At 60.3% G+C, this 20,251-nt stretch carries 12 protein-coding genes and 1 pseudogene; 8 read left to right on the forward strand and 5 right to left on the reverse strand.

The window, feature by feature from the left end; all coding sequences use genetic code 11:
* Positions 1-528: 528 nt before the first annotated feature.
* Positions 529-4,077: a pyruvate:ferredoxin (flavodoxin) oxidoreductase gene (nifJ, locus tag Q0G85_RS06875; RefSeq protein WP_297156060.1), complete on the reverse strand. Its 3,549-nt coding sequence runs from the start codon at positions 4,075-4,077 to the stop codon at positions 529-531.
* Positions 4,078-4,546: 469 nt separating this feature from the next.
* On the opposite strand from nifJ, the gene Q0G85_RS06880 reads away from it, so the two are divergent.
* From Q0G85_RS06880 to Q0G85_RS06915, 8 genes are all read left to right on the forward strand, one after another.
* Positions 4,547-6,163, forward strand: coding sequence for an ABC transporter substrate-binding protein (locus Q0G85_RS06880; protein ID WP_297156061.1), 1,617 nt, complete (start codon positions 4,547-4,549; stop codon positions 6,161-6,163).
* Between the two features lie 148 nt (positions 6,164-6,311).
* Complete coding sequence (locus tag Q0G85_RS06885) at positions 6,312-7,211, forward strand: SGNH/GDSL hydrolase family protein (RefSeq protein WP_297156064.1); 900 nt, start codon at positions 6,312-6,314, stop codon at positions 7,209-7,211.
* 159 nt (positions 7,212-7,370) lie between these two features.
* Entirely contained in the window at positions 7,371-8,327 is a 957-nt protein-coding gene (locus Q0G85_RS06890) for an ABC transporter permease (RefSeq protein ID WP_297156066.1), read from the forward strand.
* Between the two features lie 4 nt (positions 8,328-8,331).
* Positions 8,332-10,353, forward strand: coding sequence for a dipeptide/oligopeptide/nickel ABC transporter permease/ATP-binding protein (locus Q0G85_RS06895; protein ID WP_297156068.1), 2,022 nt, complete (start codon positions 8,332-8,334; stop codon positions 10,351-10,353).
* Entirely contained in the window at positions 10,354-11,343 is a 990-nt protein-coding gene (locus tag Q0G85_RS06900; RefSeq protein ID WP_297156071.1) for an ABC transporter ATP-binding protein, read from the forward strand.
* Positions 11,344-11,676: 333 nt separating this feature from the next.
* Positions 11,677-12,621, forward strand: coding sequence for a dihydrodipicolinate synthase family protein (locus tag Q0G85_RS06905; protein WP_297156073.1), 945 nt, complete (start codon positions 11,677-11,679; stop codon positions 12,619-12,621).
* A 101-nt stretch (positions 12,622-12,722) separates the two neighbouring features.
* Positions 12,723-13,676 (forward strand): ROK family protein, encoded by a 954-nt coding sequence (locus Q0G85_RS06910; protein WP_297156075.1) that lies wholly within the window; start codon positions 12,723-12,725, stop codon positions 13,674-13,676.
* 107 nt (positions 13,677-13,783) lie between these two features.
* Complete coding sequence (locus Q0G85_RS06915) at positions 13,784-14,467, forward strand: N-acetylmannosamine-6-phosphate 2-epimerase (protein ID WP_297156077.1); 684 nt, start codon at positions 13,784-13,786, stop codon at positions 14,465-14,467.
* A 289-nt stretch (positions 14,468-14,756) separates the two neighbouring features.
* Here Q0G85_RS06915 and nagA read toward each other — a convergent pair whose 3' ends face one another.
* The 4 genes and pseudogenes from nagA to Q0G85_RS06935 all read right to left on the reverse strand — a co-directional run bounded on the left by nagA (position 14,757) and on the right by Q0G85_RS06935 (position 20,157).
* Positions 14,757-15,881, reverse strand: a complete 1,125-nt coding sequence (gene nagA / locus Q0G85_RS06920; RefSeq protein ID WP_297156078.1) for an N-acetylglucosamine-6-phosphate deacetylase — start codon at positions 15,879-15,881, stop codon at positions 14,757-14,759.
* A 530-nt stretch (positions 15,882-16,411) separates the two neighbouring features.
* The gene (gene nagB / locus Q0G85_RS06925; protein WP_297156080.1) at positions 16,412-17,137 is read right to left on the reverse strand and encodes a glucosamine-6-phosphate deaminase; all 726 of its coding nucleotides are present in this window, start codon (positions 17,135-17,137) and stop codon (positions 16,412-16,414) included.
* Positions 17,138-17,221: 84 nt separating this feature from the next.
* Positions 17,222-19,333, reverse strand: a complete 2,112-nt coding sequence (locus Q0G85_RS06930; protein WP_297156082.1) for a cytochrome C oxidase Cbb3 — start codon at positions 19,331-19,333, stop codon at positions 17,222-17,224.
* Between the two features lie 174 nt (positions 19,334-19,507).
* Positions 19,508-20,157 (reverse strand): annotated as a pseudogene (locus Q0G85_RS06935) (adenylate kinase).
* Between the last annotated feature and the right edge of the window lie 94 nt (positions 20,158-20,251).

Below are 20,251 nucleotides of genomic sequence, written 5' to 3' on the forward strand. Positions count from 1 at the left end.
ACCTCGAATGCGGCGACGCCATGGTCTACTGGACCAGGCAGATCGCCGACATGTCAACGGTGGTTTAACATAGAGACGGGTGGGGGGTGGACAAAATTCGTCGATATGTGAGTCCTCGGGCTCGCAGGTGACCGCTCGCTCGCGCTTCCGCCGGCATTTGCCCAGGTCAGATTTTTCGAAATGAAGTTAGCCTTCTGACACTCCTCACATATCGACCTTTTATGTCCACGGCGGGCCGAAATCGGAAGAGAACGCACATGCTTGATACTTCCAGCATGCCTGCCCAAAAGGAGAATGCGAGAAGCGAGTCTCGCGAGACGAAGGAGGACGCAGTTCAACGAGCCTCGCGAAACGAAAGGGGATGTTGCCCCGTGCGACCTCGCGAAACAAGGAGAGTCGCGGCCCCGTGCAATCCGCGCGAAAAAAGGATCGCACGACCCCGCTGGAACCTCGAAACATGAAAGGGCGCGGCCCCGTGGGAACCGCGCCCTCCTTGCGCGCTGCGATTATGCGAGCTATTCCGCCTTGTTAGTCCTCGGCGTAGAGCTCCTTCAGCTTCACCAGATGGTTGTAGCGATCGATTGCCGCTTCCTCGTTGCGCTCGAAGAGCTCGGCTGCGCGATCGGGGAACTCGCGCGTCAGGCGGCTGTAGCGCGCCTCGTTCATAAGGAAGTCCTGGTAACCGCCAGCAGGCTCCTTGCAATCGAGCGTGAACTTCTTGCCCGCGGGTGCCGCGGGGTTGTAACGGAAGAGGTTCCAGTATCCGCAGTCGACGGCCTTCTTCATCTCTTCCTGGCAATTCTTCATGCCGCCTTTGATGGCGTGCATCTCGCAGGGAGAGTAGCCGATAATGAGCGACGGTCCCGGATAGGCCTCCGCTTCGGCGATAGCCTTGATCGTCTGCGCCGGCTTCGCGCCCATGGCGACCTGAGCCACGTACACATAGCCGTATTGCATGGCGATCTCGGCGAGGCTCTTCTTGGCGATGTTCTTGCCCGCCGCCGCGAACTGCGCGACCTGGCCGATGTTGGAAGCCTTGGACGCCTGTCCGCCAGTGTTGGAATACACCTCGGTGTCGAAGACGAACACGTTCACGTCCTCGCCGGATGCGAGCACATGGTCGAGTCCGCCGTAGCCGATATCATAGGCCCAGCCGTCGCCGCCGAAGATCCAGATGGACTTCTTGGCGAGGTAATCCTTGTTCGCGAGGATCTTCGTCGCAAGCGCGGCCGCTTCCCCTTCGCCTTCCGCAAGCTTCTCAAGCTCGGCCACATAAGCAGTGGAAACTTCCTTCGTCGTTGCGGAGTCGTCACGCGCATCGAGCCATGCCTGCGCCGCGGCGGCCACGCTCTCGGGCACACCGGCAGCAAGCAGCTGCTCGGTCTGCTCGATTACCATCTGGCGCACGGCGGTATGACCCTGCAGCATGCCGAAGCCATGCTCGGCGTTGTCCTCGAACAGCGAGTTCGCCCAAGCCGGGCCGCGGCCTTCCTTGTTCACCGTATACGGCGAGGTCGCCGCGGGGCCGCCCCAAATCGAGGAGCAGCCGGTCGCGTTCGAAATGAACATGCGGTCGCCGAACAGCTGGGTGACCAGGCGCGCATAAGAGGTCTCGGCGCAACCCGCGCAGGAGCCTGAGAACTCGAGCAGCGGCTGCTTGAACTGGCTGCCCTTCACGGTGTTGTCCTGCACCTCGGGCTTGTCGGCAACCTTCGCCACGCAGTAATCGAACACGTCCTGCTCGGCGAGTTCGCCCTCGGCACCGACCATGGAAAGCGAGTCGGTGGGGCACACGCCGACGCAGACGCCGCAGCCCATGCAGTCGAGCGGCGAGATGGCGAGCGTGTAGCGATACGCGTCCTTGAGCTTGCCCTTCATGGGGATGGCCACAAGGTTCTCAGGCGCAGCGGCGATTTCCTCGTCGGTGAGCGCATAGGGGCGGATCGTGGCGTGCGGGCACACGAACGAGCACTGGTTGCACTGGATGCACGTGGAGGAATCCCACTTGGGAACGCTCACGGCGACACCGCGCTTCTCGTAGGCGGAAGCGCCCTGCTCGAACTGGCCGTCCTCATGGCCGACGAACGCGGACACGGGCAGCGAATCGCCGTCCATGCGGCCGACGGGCTCCATGATCTCGCGAACCTGCTTGACGAGCTCGGGCTTGCCCTCAAGCTCGGGGGCGGCCACATCGCCTGCGGCATTCGCCCAATCAGCGGGAACGTCGATCTTCACGAACGCGGTTGCGCCAGCGTCGATCGCCTTATGGTTCATGTCAACGACGGCCTGGCCCTTCTTCAGGTACGACTTCGTCGCCGCATCCTTCATGTACTGGATGGCCTCGGTCTGCGGAAGCACGCCGGCAAGCGAGAAGAACGCCGACTGCAGGATGGTGTTCGTGCGCTTGCCCATGCCGATCTCGATGGCAAGGTCGATCGCATTGATCGTGTAGAGCTGCACGTCGTTTTCCGCGATGTAGCGCTTGGCGTCGGCAGAAAGATGATGCGCGAGCTCCTCAGGCGTCCACTGGCAGTTGATCATGAAGATGCCGCCTGGCTTCACGTCCTTCACGATGGGGAAGTTCTTCGTGATATAGCTGGGGTTATGGCATGCAACAAAGTCTGCCTTATTAATATAGTAAGGGCTGCGGATCGGGCTGTCGCCGAAGCGAAGATGCGAGATCGTCACGCCGCCCGTCTTCTTGGAGTCGTACTGGAAGTAAGCCTGCACGTACTTGTCGGTATGGTCGCCGATGATCTTGATGGAGTTCTTGTTCGCGCCGACCGTGCCGTCGCCGCCCAAGCCCCAGAACTTGCACTCGATGGTTCCCGGCGCCGCGGTGTTCGGGCAGTTGGGATCCTCGGGCAAGGAAAGATTGGTCACGTCGTCGACGATGCCGATGGTGAACTGGCGACGAGGCTCGCCCTTCGCAAGCTCGGAGAACACGGCGAACGCGGACGCGGGCGGGGTGTCCTTGGAGCCCAGGCCGTAGCGGCCGCCGACGACGGTGATGCCCGAGCGACCCTCGATGGCAAGCGCATTCAGGACGTCCATGTACAGAGGCTCGCCAACGCTACCCGGCTCCTTCGTGCGGTCGAGCACGGCGATCTTCTTCACCGTTTCGGGGAGGGCTTCCACGAACTTGCTTGTGACGAACGGGCGGTACAGGCGCACCTTCACCAGGCCCACCTTCTCGCCGTGGGCGTTGAGGTAGTCGATGACCTCCTCGGCAACGTCGCAGAACGAGCCCATGGCCACGATCACGCGGTCGGCGTCGGGCGCGCCGTAGTAGTTGAACAGCTCGTAGTTGGTACCGAGCTTGGCGTTGATCTGGTGCATGTAGTCTTCCACGATGGCGGGAAGCTCATCGTAGAAGGAGTTGCATGCCTCGCGGTGCTGGAAGAAGATATCGCCGTTCTCGTGCGAACCGCGCATGGAGGGGCGCTCGGGGTTGAGCGAGTGGTCGCGGAATGCCTGCACCGCGTCCATGTCGCACATGTCGGCCAGATCGGCGTAATCCCAGCATGCGACCTTCTGGACCTCGTGCGAGGTGCGGAAGCCGTCGAAGAAATTCAAGAACGGGACGCGTCCCTTGATAGCGGCCAAGTGCGCCACTGGGGCCAAGTCCATGATTTCCTGCACGTTGCCCTCGGCGAGCATGGCGAAACCGGTCTGGCGGCAGGCCATGACGTCGGAGTGATCGCCAAAGATGTTCAGGGCCTGGGTTGCCACGGTGCGGGCAGACACGTGCAAGACGCCGGGAAGGAGCTCGCCTGCCATCTTGTACATGTTGGGGATCATGAGAAGCAGACCCTGGGATGCGGTGTAGGACGTGGTAAGCGCGCCAGCCGCGAGCGAGCCGTGCATCGTGCCCGAGGCGCCGCCTTCCGACTGCATCTCGCACACCTTCACGCGCGTGCCGAAGATGTTCTTCCTACCCTGGGCGGACCACTGATCGACCAGGTCAGCCATGGGGCTCGACGGTGTGATGGGATAAATTCCCGCCACTTCGGTGAACGCATAGGAAACGTACGCCGCCGCGGAGTTGCCGTCCATCGACTTGAATTCTCGTGCCATGCTCACTCTCCTCAGATAATTACGGAAGGGCAAAGGCGCATGAGGCGTGCCCCCTGCGCCCTCGTGCACAATCTCGTCTGTTCTTATAGACATTCACGAATACTAGCAGTGCGAGCGCACTCCACCCGCCTGCAGCGGGAAACGGCGCTTGCAAGGGTTGTTACGCTTCGGTAAATGGGCGCGGCGGGACACGCAGACGAGCGAACGAGGCGTCGGGAGGGATGTTTAGGGGACAGGAAGGAACCTCTGAAGCCCTTCGTCGCTGGTCAAACGTGACTGATTAGGTAACAGTGCGCAGAATTGTCCCCCTTAGCCCAACGTTACAACTTTCGAACAAGATGCTTCAAATCCTTTACTATCTCTTTATTTATCGAGCGTCTTCGAAGATAATGTGAGACGTTCGTGTGCAAAGGAAGGCGCACGAGCGTACGGGGGTCGTCCCCGAACGATAAAAGTTGGAGGGTAATTCATGGAACAAGTGAAACTCACTCGTCGCTCCTTCGTCGCCGGCGCCACTGCCGCAGGCGCACTCGCCGCACTTTCGCTGACCGGCTGCGGTGGCGGATCGAGCGAGAAGAAGTCTGACGACGCGAAGTCAGACGGCACTGCCAAGGGTGGCGGCACCATCGTCGCTGCGTGCAGCTACAAGAACGCCAACTACAACCCCATCGGCGCAAGCTCCGCCCTCATGCTCCCCGCAATCCAGCACTGCCTCGAGGGCCTCTATGAGCTCAACTACTTCAGCGGCAAGACCGAAGCTGCCCTCGCAGCCGGCGAGCCGACGAAGGTTTCCGACACCGAGTACGAGGTCGCGCTTCGTCAGGGCGCTAAGTACTCAGACGGCACCGAAGTGACCGCCGACGACGTCGTCGCCGTGGTCGAGGCCAACAAGGCTAACGCAACCTATAAGGACATGCTCTCCTTCATCGACGAAGTGACCGCCAAGGACGCCTCCACGGTTTCCTTCAAGCTGGCCTATCCTTCGGTCGACAGCGACAGCCTGCTCAAAGAGCGCCTGTCCCTGTGCCGCGTGTTCCCGGCAAGCGAAATCACCAAGGAATCCATGCCCACCCCGCCGATCGGGTCCGGCGCTTGGGCCTTCGGCGAGTGCAACGGCGAGGACGGCGGCGAGCTCAACTTCACGCCGAACGCCAACTACAACGGCGCAAAGCCGGCAAACGCTGACGCCATGCAGTGGCTCGTCCGCGTCGACAACACCGCTCGCGTGACCGCCCTTCAGGAAGGCACCGCCGTCGCTGGCGAGAACATCCCGTTCGCAAACAGCGACCAGCTCGTAAACGCCGGCGTCACCGTCGACAGCGTCAGCAGCTACGGCATCGGCTTCCTCATGTTCAACTGCCAGAAGGCGCCCTTCAACGACAAGCGCGTTCGTCAGGCCTTCTTCTACGCCATCGACTACGACAAGCTCATCTCCAACCAGCTCGGCGGCCAGGCAGAGACGCTCACGTCCTACCTGCCGAAGGACAACCCGGCCTACCACGAGGCTTCCACCGTCTACAAGTACGACCCCGAGAAGGCGAAGTCCCTGCTCAAGGAAGCGGGCCAGGAGAATCTCTCCTTCACGCTCCTCGTCATCGACAACTGGATCAAGGACCTCGCGGCTCAGATTCAGCAGGATCTCCAGGCAGTCGGCCTGACCTGCACGCTCGACGTCCAGGCTGCCCCCTACCCGGCGCTCGCCGCAAAGGAAGACGATTCCGTGCTTGATTACGACGTGTTCCTGGCACCTGGCGACGTGTCCTGCTTCGGCACCAACGCCGACGTGCATCTGGCCTGGTTCTACGGCGAGAACACCGACTGGTGCCAGGGCCGTACCTGCTGGGCGAAGGCCGGCGACGGCAAGTGCACCGAATTCAACCAGTACCTCGACGAGGCACGCAAGGCCACCGATTCCGGCGCTCGCCAGGAAGCCTACAACAAGTGCTTCGACATCATCGCCGAGGAAGTGCCTCTGTACCCGCTGTTCCACAAGAAGGTCCTCACCGGCTACTGGGCGGACAAGATCGAAGGCTTCGAGCCCAGCCCGACCACCGGTCTGTACTTCCAGAACGCTAAGCTTAAGTAAGCTCGCCTAAAAGCCTGCTTCATCTTGCACGAAAGCCCGCCTCCCCAGGCGGGCTTTTTGTTGCGAAACAACCGCGAAACGCGGAAAGCAGGCAAGCGCAACTATACTGGTTGCATTGCATTCGAAAGAGGGAGGAAAGGGTTTACGCATGAAGCGACTTTTTTCAGTGTACGGGGACTCCATCAGCACCTTCGAAGGAGTGACCCCCGATGGCTGGAGCATTTTTTATACGGGCGAACAACGCGAGGCAACAGGGGTGCAAACGCCCGCCGACACCTGGTGGATGCAGGTCATCAACCACTTCGGCGGCGAGCTTCTCGCGAATGCGGCCTGGTCGGGCTGTGTGTGCGAGGGTAATGTGTTTCCCCAAGGAGCAAGCGAGCGCCGCATCGCCGCACTCGAGCGAGATGGGAAGGCACCTGACGATATTCTCGTCTACATCGGCATCAACGACTACGGATGGGGGTCGGCGTACGCGCAGATCTGCGGCGGGTCGCCGAACGCGCCGGCCGAACTTGTGGCAAGCTGCCCCGACAAGGGGAAGGTCGCGGGGCTCGCGCCCAACGGTGCAGTCGAGAAGTTCGCGGCATCGTATCGCAGCATGCTTCATACCATGCACGAGAAGTGGCCTGAAGCCCACATCTGGGCCGCAACCCTTCTCCCCGGACGCGTGAAGTGCGCGAAGAAGTCGACCTCGCCTCGATGGTTTCGCGGCATCTGCGTCGACGAGTACAGCAAGGCCATCCTTAACGCCGCAGCCGACGAGCCCAACTGCACGCCCGTCGACGCAGCGGCCCTCGGCTTCGACTACGAGGCGATCGATGGCACGCACCCCACGAAGCGCGGCATGAAGCAACTTGCAGCGATGTACATCAAGGCCATGGAAAATTCCTGCCCCACCCTCCCCCACACCCCCTACGAGGGAAGCGAGCTGCTCACCGACGACATGCGAACCGTCGAGTTCTGCACGAAGCCTTGCGTCGGATGCGAATACGCGAAGGGCACGGGCAACAACTGGTGGCACGTTTGCGAGAAACAACTGCAGTAACGCTATCGGATTTATGCGCTTGCAATAATTAACGGTCTTTGATATGGAACCGACCGTTATAATGCTAGGTTGGCAATTCTTGGGCGCGGCACCGCTCGGAGAGGTGCCGAACGTTATTTTAGGGTGCTCTCACGAGCAGAAACTGAAAGGAGGGGACAAGTGAATAACCTGTTGCGATTGATTGGCAACCGCCTGATTTGGCTGCCCATCATGATCTTCGGTGTCACCGTTCTCGTCTTCTTCCTGATGTCGTTATCACCCATCGATCAGGCGTACTCAGCCCTGGGCGAAAACGCGTCAGCGGAACAACTTGCGCTTTACCGCGAACAACACGGCCTCGATGACCCCGTCGTTGTGCAGTACTGCAACTACATGGCGGGCTTCTTCCATGGCGACCTGGGAACCTTCGGCCCCGCCAACCAATCCGTCGCAGGCCGCATCGCGACGGCGCTGCCCATCACGCTGCAGCTGGGTTTCTTCGGCTTCATCATCGCGATCATCGCGAGCACGATCTTGGGCGTCATCTCGGCGCTCTATCGCGATCGCTGGCCTGACCAGGTCATCCGCATCTTCTCGATCGCATGCATCGCGACCCCGTCGTTCTGGCTCGCCGTGCTGTTCATCCTTTTGTTCTCCTCGATGCTGCACGTGCTGCCTGCATCCGGTGCGCTGCCCGCATTCACGGAGAACCCGGGCGGCTGGCTTGCCCGCATGGCAATGCCCGGCATCGCGCTTGCCGTTCCCCTGACCGGACAGATGACGCGCATCATCCGCACGTCGATGGTCGAGGAGCTCGACAAGGACTACGTGCGCACCGCCCGCGGCTTCGGCATCCCCTACGGCACCGTCGTCGCGCGCAACGTGCTGCGCAATGCACTCATCACGCCGGTCACCGTGCTCGGCCTGAAGTTCGGCTACATGATCGGCGGCGCTGTGGTCTTGGAGGTCATCTTCTCGCTTCCCGGTATGGGCATGGCCATCCTTTCGGGCGTCACCTCGAACTACGTCATGCTCGTTCAGGGCGTCGTCCTCGTCGTTGCCATCACCTTCATCATCGTCAACGTGATCGTCGACATGCTTTATATCCTTATCGATCCGCGAATCAGGACGGTGTAGCACCATGGCTCAACTTCGTGGCAACCTCACAAAGAAGATGGAGGCGGGCGCCGGCAAAGTGCGCTTCCGCCGTTGGAAGAACATGACGATCGGCGCGCGAATCTCGCTCGTTGTGCTCATCGCGATCATCGCCGTCGCCGTCCTCGCCGACTTCATCGCCCCCTACGATCCCTATGCGATCTACACCTCGTTCACCGCGCCGAACGGCGAACACCTCTTCGGCACCGACGACAAGGGACGCGACGTTTTGTCCCGCCTGATGTGCGGCGCTAAGTACTCGCTCACCATTGGCCTGGGCGCCACGGCGTTCGCGCTCGTGGTTGGCTCTATCATCGGTGCTATCGCCGCCGTTGTGCGCCAGCGCATCTCCAACATCATCATGCGCATCCTGGACATCATCATGTCCTTCCCCGGCATCGCGCTCGCCGCGACCTTCATCGTCGTGTTCGGCAACAGCGTGCCCTCGCTCATCTTCGCCATCGGCTTTCTCTACATCCCGCAGATTGCCCGCATCGTGCGTGCGAACGTGATGAGCGAATACAACCAGGATTACGTGCGCGCCGTCGTTGTTTCCGGCGCCCGCGCCCCGTGGATCTTGTGGAAGCACGTCGTGCGCAACTGCATCGCCCCGGTGCTCGTGTTCACCATCGTGCTCGTCGCTGACGCCATCGTGTTCGAAGCGTCGCTCTCCTTCATCTCCGCCGGCATTCCCGAGCCGACGCCGACGTGGGGCAACATCCTCGCCGACGCGCGCAACGGCGTGCTTGCCGGCCGCTGGTGGCAGGCGCTGTTCCCAGGCCTCATGATCATGATCACGGTTCTGTGCCTGAATATCGTCTCCGAGGGCATCACCGACGCGATTGCCGCGCCGAAGGCCGCCGTCAAAGTTGACGAGAACGACCTTAAGGCCAACCGCGAGGCCGACCGCATGGTCGCCGACCCGACGCTCGCCTACGCCGCTCAGGCCGAGATGCTCACCAAGCGCCTCGACGCGCTGCGCGAGGTCGAGCTTGTGCGCACCGACCGCTTCGCCGCCCGCACCGACGTGCCGCCGATCCTCGAGGTGAAAGACCTCTGCATCAAGTTCCCGCGCCATGGCGACGTGAACGTGGTCGATCACGTGAGCTTCGTCGTCCGCCCGCGCCAGACCATGGGCCTTGTGGGCGAATCCGGCTGCGGCAAATCCATCACGAGCCTCACCATCATGGGTCTGCTCGACAAGAAGGCGCAGATTTCCGGCGAGATCCTCTACGACGGCAAGAACCTGCTCACCCTTTCCGACAAGGAAATGAACGAGCTACGCGGCCGCGAGATCGCGATGATTTACCAGGACGCGCTTTCGAGCTTGAACCCGTCGATGCTGATCAAGGCACAGATGAAGCAGCTCACCAAGCGCGGCGGCACCCGCAGCGCCGAGGAACTGCTGGAGCTTGTAGGCCTCGACCCCAAGCGCACGCTCGACTCCTACCCGCATGAGCTCTCCGGCGGCCAGCGCCAGCGCGTGCTCATCGCCATGGCGCTCACGCGCGACCCGAAGCTCGTCATCGCCGACGAGCCGACGACCGCCCTCGACGTCACCGTGCAGAAGCAGGTTATCGACCTTCTGAACAAGCTGCAGCACGAGCTCGGCTTCGCCATGGTGTTCGTGAGCCATGACCTCGCGCTCGTCGCGGAGGTTGCGAACTCGATCACCGTCATGTACGCAGGCCAGGTTGTGGAGCAGGGCCCTGTGAAGGACATCCTCACCAGCCCCGTTCACGAGTACACGCGCGGCCTTCTCGGCTCGGTACTTTCCATCGAAGCCGGCGGCGACCGCCTGCATCAGGTACCCGGCAGCGTTCCTTCCCCGAAGGACTTCCCCGAAGGCGACCGCTTCCGCCCGCGTTCGAGCCACCCGGACAAGGTGTCGAACGTCCGCCCGATGCTCAAGCGCGTGAAGGGCACCGATCACTACTACGCCGAGCTTCCCGACAGCGAGCTAAAGCGCGTGGGAATCGAGCCTTACCTTACGGGAGGTGCAGAGTAAATGACCGAGAAGAACAACCAAGCGGCGGAAATCGCCGAGAAGGACCTTATCGCCGCAGCGAGCGACACGGAGTCTGTAAACGACGCTGAGACTGCCAAAGGCCACGGGCTTATCACTGAGCAGGAAGATGCGGCGAAGGACAACGCCACCACGGATGCTACCGCTGCTGGTGCGAAAGACGAGAAGACGCCCATCATCTTCCTCGACGACGTGCACGTGGTTTTCAAGACGCGCACGGGCTCGATTCTGCACCCGAACAAGGTGCACGCGGTGAACGGCCTCACGCTGAAGCTCATGCCGGGCGAGACCATTGGCATCGTCGGCGAGTCGGGCTGCGGCAAGTCGACCACGGCAAACGTCATGTGCGGCCTGCAGACGCCTACGTCGGGGCATGTTTACTTCAAGGGAACCGACGTCACGAAGCGCACTGCTGCACAGCGCCGCATCATCGGCCGCGTGATCTCGGTCGTGTTCCAAGACCCGGCGACCGCGCTGAACGCCCGCATGAGCGTTCGCGACCAGCTGACAGACCCGATGATCGTACACAAGGTTGGCGACGCCAAATCGCGCGAAGCCCGCGTGCACGAGCTCATCGAGATGGTGGGCCTGCCCGAATCCGTCCTTGATGCACTGCCCGGCCAAATGTCTGGCGGCCAGCGTCAGCGCGTGGCCATCGCCCGTGCACTGTCGCTCAATCCCGATGCCATCATCGCCGACGAGCCGACATCCGCCCTTGACGTGTCGGTCCGCGCTCAGATTCTGAACCTGCTTATGGACTTGAAGAAGCAACTCGGCCTTGCCATGGTATTCATCAGCCACGACATTCAAACGGTGCGCTATATCTCCGATCGCATCATCGTCATGAACCACGGCCAGGCGGTCGAGCGGGGAACCGCCGAAGAGGTATTCAACCACCCCAAGGACGACTACACGCGCCTGCTTTTGGGCGCAGCTCCTTCGCTTCTCCACCCCAACCTCGGGAAAGAGTAAACGCTAGCAAGCCAAGAGCCAACGAAGGGCGACTCGCAAGGGTCGCCCTTTTGTTTGGCGGCAACGAGGACACTCCTGACTTTGGGATGGGCGTGGGGCGCATTCCGTGCCCAAACAGTCCTGCTCGCACAAACAGCCCACTGGGCTGTTTGGCTCGTGCGGAACTGCGCGCGAAACGCGCCTCACGCCCATCGTACGTCAGACGACATTTCGCCAAAACCCTGTTCCCCTCTCCCCTTTTCGTGTGATGAAAAGCGGCCTTTCCTTGACGCGTTTTCCCTGCGTGCTATGCTTTTCGAGTTTGAGACAAGACCGTCAACCGAAAGGCCAGGCATGGATACCAAAGAATTCCACGGCGTAATTCCACCCGTGGTAATCCCCCTGAACGAAAAGAAGCAGCTCGACCTCGAGTCGTTCGAGCGCTCCATCAACCGCATGATCGACGCAGGCGTGAACGGCCTGTTCTTCCTGGGGTCCTCGGGCGAGGTCGCCTTCCTCACCGACGCTCAGCGCTACCATGTGCTGCAGGAGGCCGTGGCTATCGTGAACCACCGTGTGCCTGTGCTCGCCGGCGTCATCGACATGGAAACCCTGCGCGTTATCGACCAGTGCAAGCGCGCGAAAGGCTACGGCGTCGATGCGCTCGTGGCAACTGCCCCGTTCTACGCGCTCGGCGGCCCGCGCGAGGTTGAGCGCCACTTCCGCGACATCCGCGAGAACACCGACCTGCCCCTGTTCGCCTACGACCTGCCCGTGTGCGTGCACACCAAGCTCGACCCCACGATGCTCGTGCGCCTCGGCAAGGACGGCGTGCTCCAAGGCGTGAAGGATTCCTCCGGCGACGACGTCTCTTTCCGCTGGCTCGTTCTTGAAAACGAGGATGCTGGCCATCCTCTTCAGCTGCTCACGGGCCATGAGGTCTGCGTCGACGGCGCCTACCTCGGCGGTGCGGACGGCTCCGTTCCCGGCCTCGCGAACCTCGACCCGTTCAGCTATGTCGAGCAGTACAAGGCGTTCCAGGCTGGCGACTGGGCGAAGGTCAAGGAGCTGCAGGATCACCTCGCTCGCCTCATGTTCCTCACCCGCGTCGTGAAGGCGACCGTTGGCTTCGGCGCCGGCGTTGGCGCGTTCAAGACGGCGCTATGGCAGATGGGCGTGTTCAACACGAACCAGATGCGCGAGCCCGTCCAGGCGCTCGAAGGCGAAGATGTCGCAGCCATCGTCGAGGTCCTCAAGAAGGCAGGCCTCATGGACGCTGACGCTCCCATTCGCAAATAACGTCACTTTTACAGGGGCGCGACGCAAGGGTGAATGCCCATGCGTCGCGCCCCCTTCCTTTCGCAACATCCAGCAACATTCAGACCCATCCAAGGAGCAGCATGGCAACCTTCCCCGTTCATTGCGCCCTCCCGGCGCGCGTTGTCGCAATCGACGTGGGCGCCACCAAAATCACGGGCGGCATCGTGCGCTACGATTCCCCCACCACCGCGCCCGTCGTCGAAGAGTCGCGCACTATTGCGACCGAGGCGGCGCGCGGCGGCGCGAGCGTTCTCGATAAGATTTGCACACTCGCTTGCGAACTTTCCGCCGATGCGAGCTCGCCCGTGCTTGGCGTCGGCGTCGGCACCGCAGGTCGCGTGGACGCCAAGACCGGTGACATTGCCTACGCGAACGACCTCATGCCAGGATGGGGCGGCCAACCGCTTGCCAGCACGCTTCGTGAGCGCTGCAGCCTGCCTGCCGCCGTGTTGAACGACGTGCAGGCTTACGCCGTGGGAGAAGCTCGCTGGGGCGCGGGGCGAGGGGCCGACACCTGCATCATGATCGCTGCGGGAACAGGCGTGGGCGGCGCTGTCATAGCGCATGGCCGCATCGTGCGCGGCAAGCACGGCTTCGCAGGAGAAGTGGGGCATATGGCTTCCTCTTCCGCCACAGGAATCCCCTGCGCTTGCGGCGGACGTGGGCATCTGGAAAGCGTTTCTGCAGGTAGCGGCATTGAAGCGCGCTATTTCGAAGCCACTGACGAGCATCTCTCCGGAGCCGAGATATCCGCGCTCGCCGCAAAGGGCGAGCAACCCGCGCGGCGCATCATTAAGGAAGCAGGTTTCGCACTAGGCCAAGCTATCGCCAGCCTCACGAACATCCTCGACCCCGACATCGTCATCCTGTCGGGTTCGGTGGCGAAAGCAGGCGAAGAGTGGCGCGCGGAGTTGCAGCGTGGATTCACAGGAGAGATCCCTCCCGCCCAACGCGACCTTCCCATCGTCAATGCCGAGCTTGGTGCGTTCGCCCCGCTCATCGGCGCTGCTGAGAATCTTATCGATTCGCTTTAGTGTCGCAGCTCGCGGCTTGAGCGACCTCGTAAAACCCACAGGCTGCGCGTGATTACCGCACGCCCGCAGCATGCCCCCATTCCGCACTACGCAAAGGAGAGCACCTCATGGTCGACCCCATCATCCAACAGCTTAAAGGTAAGCTTATCGTCAGCTGCCAGGCGTACATGGGCGAGCCCCTGCGCCACCCCGAAACGATGGCACAGATGGCACGCGCCTGTGAACTGGGTGGCGCCGGCGGCATCCGCTGCCAGGGACTTTCCGATATCTCCGCCATTAAGGGGCGCACCGAGGCGCCTGTCATCGGCATCTGGAAAGAAGGGCACGAGGGCGTCTACATCACGCCGACGCTGCGCCATGCGCGCGCGTGCGTTGCCGCCGGCGCCGACATCGTCGCAGTTGACGCGACCGACCGTCCGCGGCCTGACGGCAAGGCGCTTGAAGATACCGTGCGCCCGCTCAAGGAGGAGGGCGTGCTTGTGATGGCTGATTGCTCGACGATCGAGGATATTCGCCACGCCTTCGCCATCGGATGCGACATCGCCTCGACCACGCTTTCGCATCCCGGTGCTGCCATCGATTGCGGGATGGCCGACGGCCCCGATGTTGCACTCGTGCGCCAAGCGGTCGACGAATTCCCCGACAAGCCCGTCATCTGCGAAGGCCGCGTGCATACGCCCGCCGACGCGAAGGCCGCCATGGACGCAGGCGCCTGGGCAGTTGTCGTAGGCACCGCGATTACGCATCCCACGTCCATCACAAGCTGGTTCGTGGAAGCAGTGGAGGAATAAATAGAACGCCCCACCGGGCGGATTCTGGCACAAATGCCGAAATACCCCACTCGATAGTAAGGAACCATATAGAAAACCCAGGGCAGGCAATCGCTTGACCTGGGTTTTCATTTTTCAGGCAAATGCGAAGCCGTCGCATTCCCCAATTCAGCAGTTCTATCTGTGGGATACCTCGGCTTTTGTGCCAGAATCCGCCCTTCAGGATGCACTTTTTCATGAAACAGCGCGCAGCTTGCTATTCAACTCCAAAAGCGGTAACCGCTTCCTCGTAATCGCTCTTTGCTCTCCCTTAGAACAGCAACCTTCCTCGCAGGATGACATGCTTTACCTGCAAATCATTATCGAGCACAACGACATCGGCAATCTTTCCGGGTTCAATGCTTCCCCGCTCGTCGTCGACGCCGAGAGCCTTCGCCGGCGTCATCGTTGCCGTGCGAACCGCGTCGGCTAGCGGAATGTCCATCTTCGTCACCGCAGTACGCAGGCAGGCCATAACACTGCTCACACTACCCGCAAGCGATCCATTCTCGATGGTCGCACGATTGCCGTGCACGGTGAACTCCTGTCCACCAAGCTCGAAGGTTCCATCACCGAGCCCGCATGCGCGCAGCGAGTCGCTAATCAATATCATGCGCCCGGGGAACAGCGAGAAGGCGAGCCGCACCATGGAAGGCGCAATGTGTACGCCGTCGGCGATGATCTCGCACGTCACGTCGCGACGATCGGCCGCAGCGGCAATCGGGCCGGGTTCGCGATGATGCAGCGAGGGCATCGCGTTGAACAGGTGCGTCATATGGCGCGCACCTGCGTCGAACGCGGCAGCAGCCGTCTCGTAATCGGCGCACATATGCGCGAGCGACACTCTCACCTGATCAGAGACCTCGCGGATGAACTCCAGGTTGCCAGGCTCTTCCGGCGCCACGTCGACGAGCTTGATCTTGCCCTGGGCCGCCTTCTGCCACCGCTCGAATTCCGCCACCGTAGCCCCGCGCACAAAGGCCGGGTTTTGCGCCCCGACCTTCCCGGGCGAAATGAAGGGGCCCTCCATGTTGATGCCCGCAATCGCCGCCTCATCTTCCCCGGCAGAATGAGCCGCAATCGAGGTCACAATGGGAATCAAGCGCTCTACAGGCAGTGTCATCGTCGTCGGAAATATGGCTGTGACGCCCTGAGATGCCTCGTAGCGGGCGATTGCGGAAATACCCTCATCGTCGGCGTCACAGAAGTCATGCCCCATCGCTCCGTGGAAGTGCACATCAATAAGACCAGGGAGCACCCAGCAATCGGAAGCGTCGACCATATCTTGAGGTAGGCACTCCCCTGTCGACGCCTGCGCGAACCGCTCGCCCTCGATGAACACGTCGCGATTGTCGAACCCCGCGCCGCTGAAGACCTTACCACCTGAAATGATCATGCGCTTCCCTTTCTCAAACCGCCGAACAGCATAGTCGCCTTCTTTGCGAAAAGTTCCCAAAAGCAAACTTCTTCAAATTAGGGTCACGCTGGACAAAAATCGTCGATATGTGAGTCTTGAGGCAGATTTATTTCGCCGATAACGCAAACCTACCGACGTTTTCCCAGGTCACCATTTGAGCGACGCGCTTCCGTTCGCGCGAAGGCTCACATATCGACGATTTTTGTCCACGGCACCCACTATTTTGAGTAATTGGATGTCCTAGCGTCCGTTTGCCACCCGAGCGCCTGCCCGCCGCTAGACCTGGCGCCCAAGCAACCTAGGCGCCGCACATGCAGTTAACCCAGGACCTCAAAGCAACCCGGCGCTTTCCAAGCGGCTCAAGCCCACTGGAACGCCCTTTCATCTCCTGACAGCCCAACGCCAGCTCGAGCTGGCCAAGAAACCTGACGCAACCTGAGGACCTGGGACCGTCCGAGCGACCTCTCAGGCAGCCCGAGCGACCCTCCCAGTCCGTCCAAACCACCAGCCTAGAGCGCTGCCGCCGCTTCCTTGTCGAGGACAACCGTCACATCGGGATGCAGCTGCAAAACACTCGCAGGAACCTGAGGAACCACGGGCCCCTGAAGCACGTCTCGCACGATTTCGGCCTTGGCAGCACCATTCACCACGAGAAGGATCTTACGCGCTTTCATGATCGTACCGATGCCCATGGTGTAAGCCTCGCGCGGCACCTCATCCGCCGAATCGAACAGGCGGCTGTTCGCCTGGATGGTGCTCTCCGTGAGTTTTACGCAATGTGTGGACACGGGGAAAGAATCGCACGGCTCGTTGAAGCCGATATGTCCGTTATGCCCCAGGCCCAAAAGCTGCAGATCTACGCCTCCCGCCTGGGCGATTGCCTGCTCATACGCGTCACAAGCAGCCTGCGCGTCCTCCATCGAGCCGTCCGGAACATGCGTTTTCGCAACGTCGATATCAACATGATCGAAGAGATTGTCCTGCATGAAATAGCGATAGCTTTGGTCATGGGTTCCAGGCAACCCGCGATACTCATCGAGATTGAACGACTGAGCGTTAGCGAAGCTGATCTCACCCGCATCGCAGGCCTTCACGAGCTCAGCGTAAAGGCCAATGGGCGTCGTACCCGTCGCAAGCCCGAGAACACTGTCGGGTTTGGACTTCAGCTGCTCCGCGATCACATTCGCCGCCGCAGCGCTCATCGCCTCATAGTTTTCGGTAACCACTACGTTCACGTCTGATTTCCTTTCCAGCTGGCGGCCATCTCTGCCGCTCTCCTACTTTCCGTTTGCCTTGATGTGCATTTGCCAGTTACTCATTTATGTCCAGAATTGTACCGTTTCAAGGACGCTTTGGTATGCCCACGAGTAGACATCCGAATACCATCCAGTTTCGGGTATGAAACAGATGAGCGTACTGTAGAGAACACTGATTGCGACAAGCGCCAGCAGCACTTTGGTGAACACCTGCGCCATCGTGGAACCGGGCACGAGATTCTCGTTCACAACGAATACGAGAAGCACCGCGGCCGCCAAAAGCATGAAGCTGAAGTCAGCGAAATACCGCTGCAGGATACCCGCCATCTCCGCATCAAGAAGGGCCGCGATGACCCCCGATGCAAGGAGCACCACGATAACGCCCATGATTGTACGCGTGGATCGCTGTGAGATGCGCAGCTTCAGGATACGCGGGGCAAACGGAAGCACCCAAAGCACCGGCAGGCAAGCGAGCACGCCGCCAAAGGTGACCTCTTTGATGGTCTGTCCCATGTAGGTGGTATCGAAGGGAACCGCCTGCAGGAAGGGGAACACCCCCGTCACGCAAGGAGGCTGCAGGAAATACGTGAAGATCGCAGGAGCCAGGCGGCCGACATTCATCCCGCGCTTCGTCATATCGTTCACCGTCAGATTATAGTTGGCTCCGAAATCGGTTAGCGAGCCGAATCGCATCTTGTTGTAGAGCATGATACCCGCCGCCACAACGATATAGGGCGCTATTAGGCAGGCGAATTCCACCGCGCCTTTTCGCGTGAACAGCTTGCGCTCAGTGATGTAGAGGCGCCAGAACAGCGGGAACGCGAGAAACGACAGCAAGATGAGCTGTGGTCTACACCCCGCGACCAGCGCCATGCAAAGCGAGCCGCCGAGGTACCACCCGCACGGGTTCTGCGAGCTACGGCCACACATCCAGAGGTAAAGCCCCCATACGGAGAAGGCAAGCCCGCACATAATGGGCAGCGAATAAAACGTAGGGAACTTAACAAGATAGAGAATGCCGCAACACGAAATGAGGGCAATCTGGAGAAGCAAATACAACCCGAGGCTCACTTGCTTGAAGTGATACCGTGCAAACCTATCGAGGAGCGCCGAACAGCCAAGGATAAACGCAATCGCTGCAATGAGCACACCTATTGCCGTGGGAAAATTAGCCCCCGTTGCCAGGTAGAATGGCAAATAGAACAACAGAACAGGCACCACGCCAAAATACACGTAGTAGTGGCCTTGATAGTAGGCAACGTCGAACAGATAAGGCTCGCCCGTTTCCTTCTGAAGCTCATCGCGAGCACCCTTGTCATAGGGATCGTCCATCTGCTGAAGCCATTCAGGAGGCTCCTCTTCAAGATAGGGCTTCCCCTGTGACATCGATTTGGCAAGCTCAGCATATTGCTGCGCATTGTCACCGCCGACCTCGAAGGAATTCACGATACTGTGGCCGTCCCACGAACCAGAGTTGTACATGGAAGTCGCCACGCCCACAAGATTCGACCCCATGAAGAGAAACGACGACGTCAGCGCCACCTCAATCACCACAGCGCAGATAACGCCCGCTTTCGACACCTTCGGCCGACGGGTGATACTCACACGGTAGATGCTCGACCCGGGACGGAACAGGTACGTAAGCGCCAAAATGCCCGCCACGCCGAAGAATCGAAGGAAGCTGAATGAAAACGGCCGATGCGCGTTCAGCACAAGACTCGTGAGACGAATAGGATAGTTCGTCTTCTCGTTACCAACGAGCTCGATCCGAAGATTATTCACATAGCCCGTGGTCTTCAAATTGACGTATTGGCTCTCCGATACCATCGTCGAGATGTCCACATCAGGAACGCCAACGGTATATTCCGTCGAGTCGAAATACGTCGCATGGGCGTCATCGGTGAACTGAATCTTGAAGGTGAGGTTTTGCGCAGGCTGCTCCCAGTCGAATTTGAGATACACATTGTGGACCTCGGTATTCAAGTTGGAGAACTCGATTACGTTGTCGACCTCGGTGATTTTATATTGCTCATCGCTGGTTTCTTGCAACTCAAGCGAGTCGCTCAAATCGATTGAGTTATATCCGAGCGACGTATAGAAGTTGATGTTGAACACGAACACTTCAAGAAGTAGCGCAATCGCGAGAATTGCCGCAGCCACTTTTGCGAAATGCACAAGTAGAGCGCGCCTCGGGAGAACACGAGACTCATAGAGATAGGTGATATTCCTTCGGAGCGTTGGCATGACTCATCATTATAGCGGAGAAAGGCCCCGCTCATTGAACGGGGCCTTACCTAAATACAGGTTTTCATGCGTATTACAGCGAAAGCTGCTCGACGCGGCTGAAAACTAAAGGTTCAGAGCCTTCTTAACGTCGGAGTAAACAACACTCGGATCGCGGTCGCCATCGATGGAAACCAGCAGATCGCAACCACGATAGTAGTCGATAAGCGGGCTCGTGGACTTCTCGTAGACGTCGAGACGGTTGCGAACAGTGGCCTCATTGTCATCGTCGCGCTGGTACATCTCGCCACCGCACTTGGGGCACTGCGCGTCAGCAGCGGAGCCGATGAAGCCGCATTCCTTGCACATACGACGAGAAGTGAGGCGTTTCACAATGACCTCGGAGTCGACGTCGATGAGGAGAGCCGCGGACAGCGGACGCCCGAGCTTGGAGAGCTCGGCGTCAAGCGCCACAGCCTGAGCGGACGTGCGCGGGAAACCGTCGAGAATGAAGCCCTTTTCCGTATCGGGCTCACCGAGGCGCTCTGTCACCAGGCCGATGATGACATCGTCGGGGACAAGGTCGCCCGCGTCCATGTAAGACTTCGCCTTTTGCCCAGCTCGGTTCCAGCCTTCACAGCAGCACGAAGCATGTCACCGGTGGAGATATGGGGCGTGCCAAATTCTTCAACGAGCATGGCAGCCTGCGTGCCTTTGCCAGCGCCCGGAGCACCCAGCAACACGATATTCATGATTGAGTTCCTTTCAATCAGCATGGATAAATTCCATCGCCTATTCTATCAAACGCGAAACGCTAGCGCGAAACTTCACGCAAATGGAAAAGGCCACGAGCTCTTGCCCGTGGCCTTA

Origin of the sequence: uncultured Ellagibacter sp. (assembly GCF_934617235.1) — a bacterium.
Classification (GTDB): domain Bacteria; phylum Actinomycetota; class Coriobacteriia; order Coriobacteriales; family Eggerthellaceae; genus Ellagibacter.

Bases quoted from the DNA above. Each gene is read 5' to 3' on its own strand.
- nifJ (WP_297156060.1), bottom strand. From the start codon at position 4,077: ATGGCACGAGAATTCAAGTCGATGGACGGCAACTCCGCGGCGGCGTAC.
- Q0G85_RS06880 (WP_297156061.1), top strand. From the start codon at position 4,547: ATGGAACAAGTGAAACTCACTCGTCGCTCCTTCGTCGCCGGCGCCACT.
- Q0G85_RS06885 (WP_297156064.1), top strand. From the start codon at position 6,312: ATGAAGCGACTTTTTTCAGTGTACGGGGACTCCATCAGCACCTTCGAA.
- Q0G85_RS06895 (WP_297156068.1), top strand. From the start codon at position 8,332: ATGGCTCAACTTCGTGGCAACCTCACAAAGAAGATGGAGGCGGGCGCC.
- Q0G85_RS06900 (WP_297156071.1), top strand. From the start codon at position 10,354: ATGACCGAGAAGAACAACCAAGCGGCGGAAATCGCCGAGAAGGACCTT.
- Q0G85_RS06905 (WP_297156073.1), top strand. From the start codon at position 11,677: ATGGATACCAAAGAATTCCACGGCGTAATTCCACCCGTGGTAATCCCC.
- Q0G85_RS06910 (WP_297156075.1), top strand. From the start codon at position 12,723: ATGGCAACCTTCCCCGTTCATTGCGCCCTCCCGGCGCGCGTTGTCGCA.
- Q0G85_RS06915 (WP_297156077.1), top strand. From the start codon at position 13,784: ATGGTCGACCCCATCATCCAACAGCTTAAAGGTAAGCTTATCGTCAGC.
- nagA (WP_297156078.1), bottom strand. From the start codon at position 15,881: ATGATCATTTCAGGTGGTAAGGTCTTCAGCGGCGCGGGGTTCGACAAT.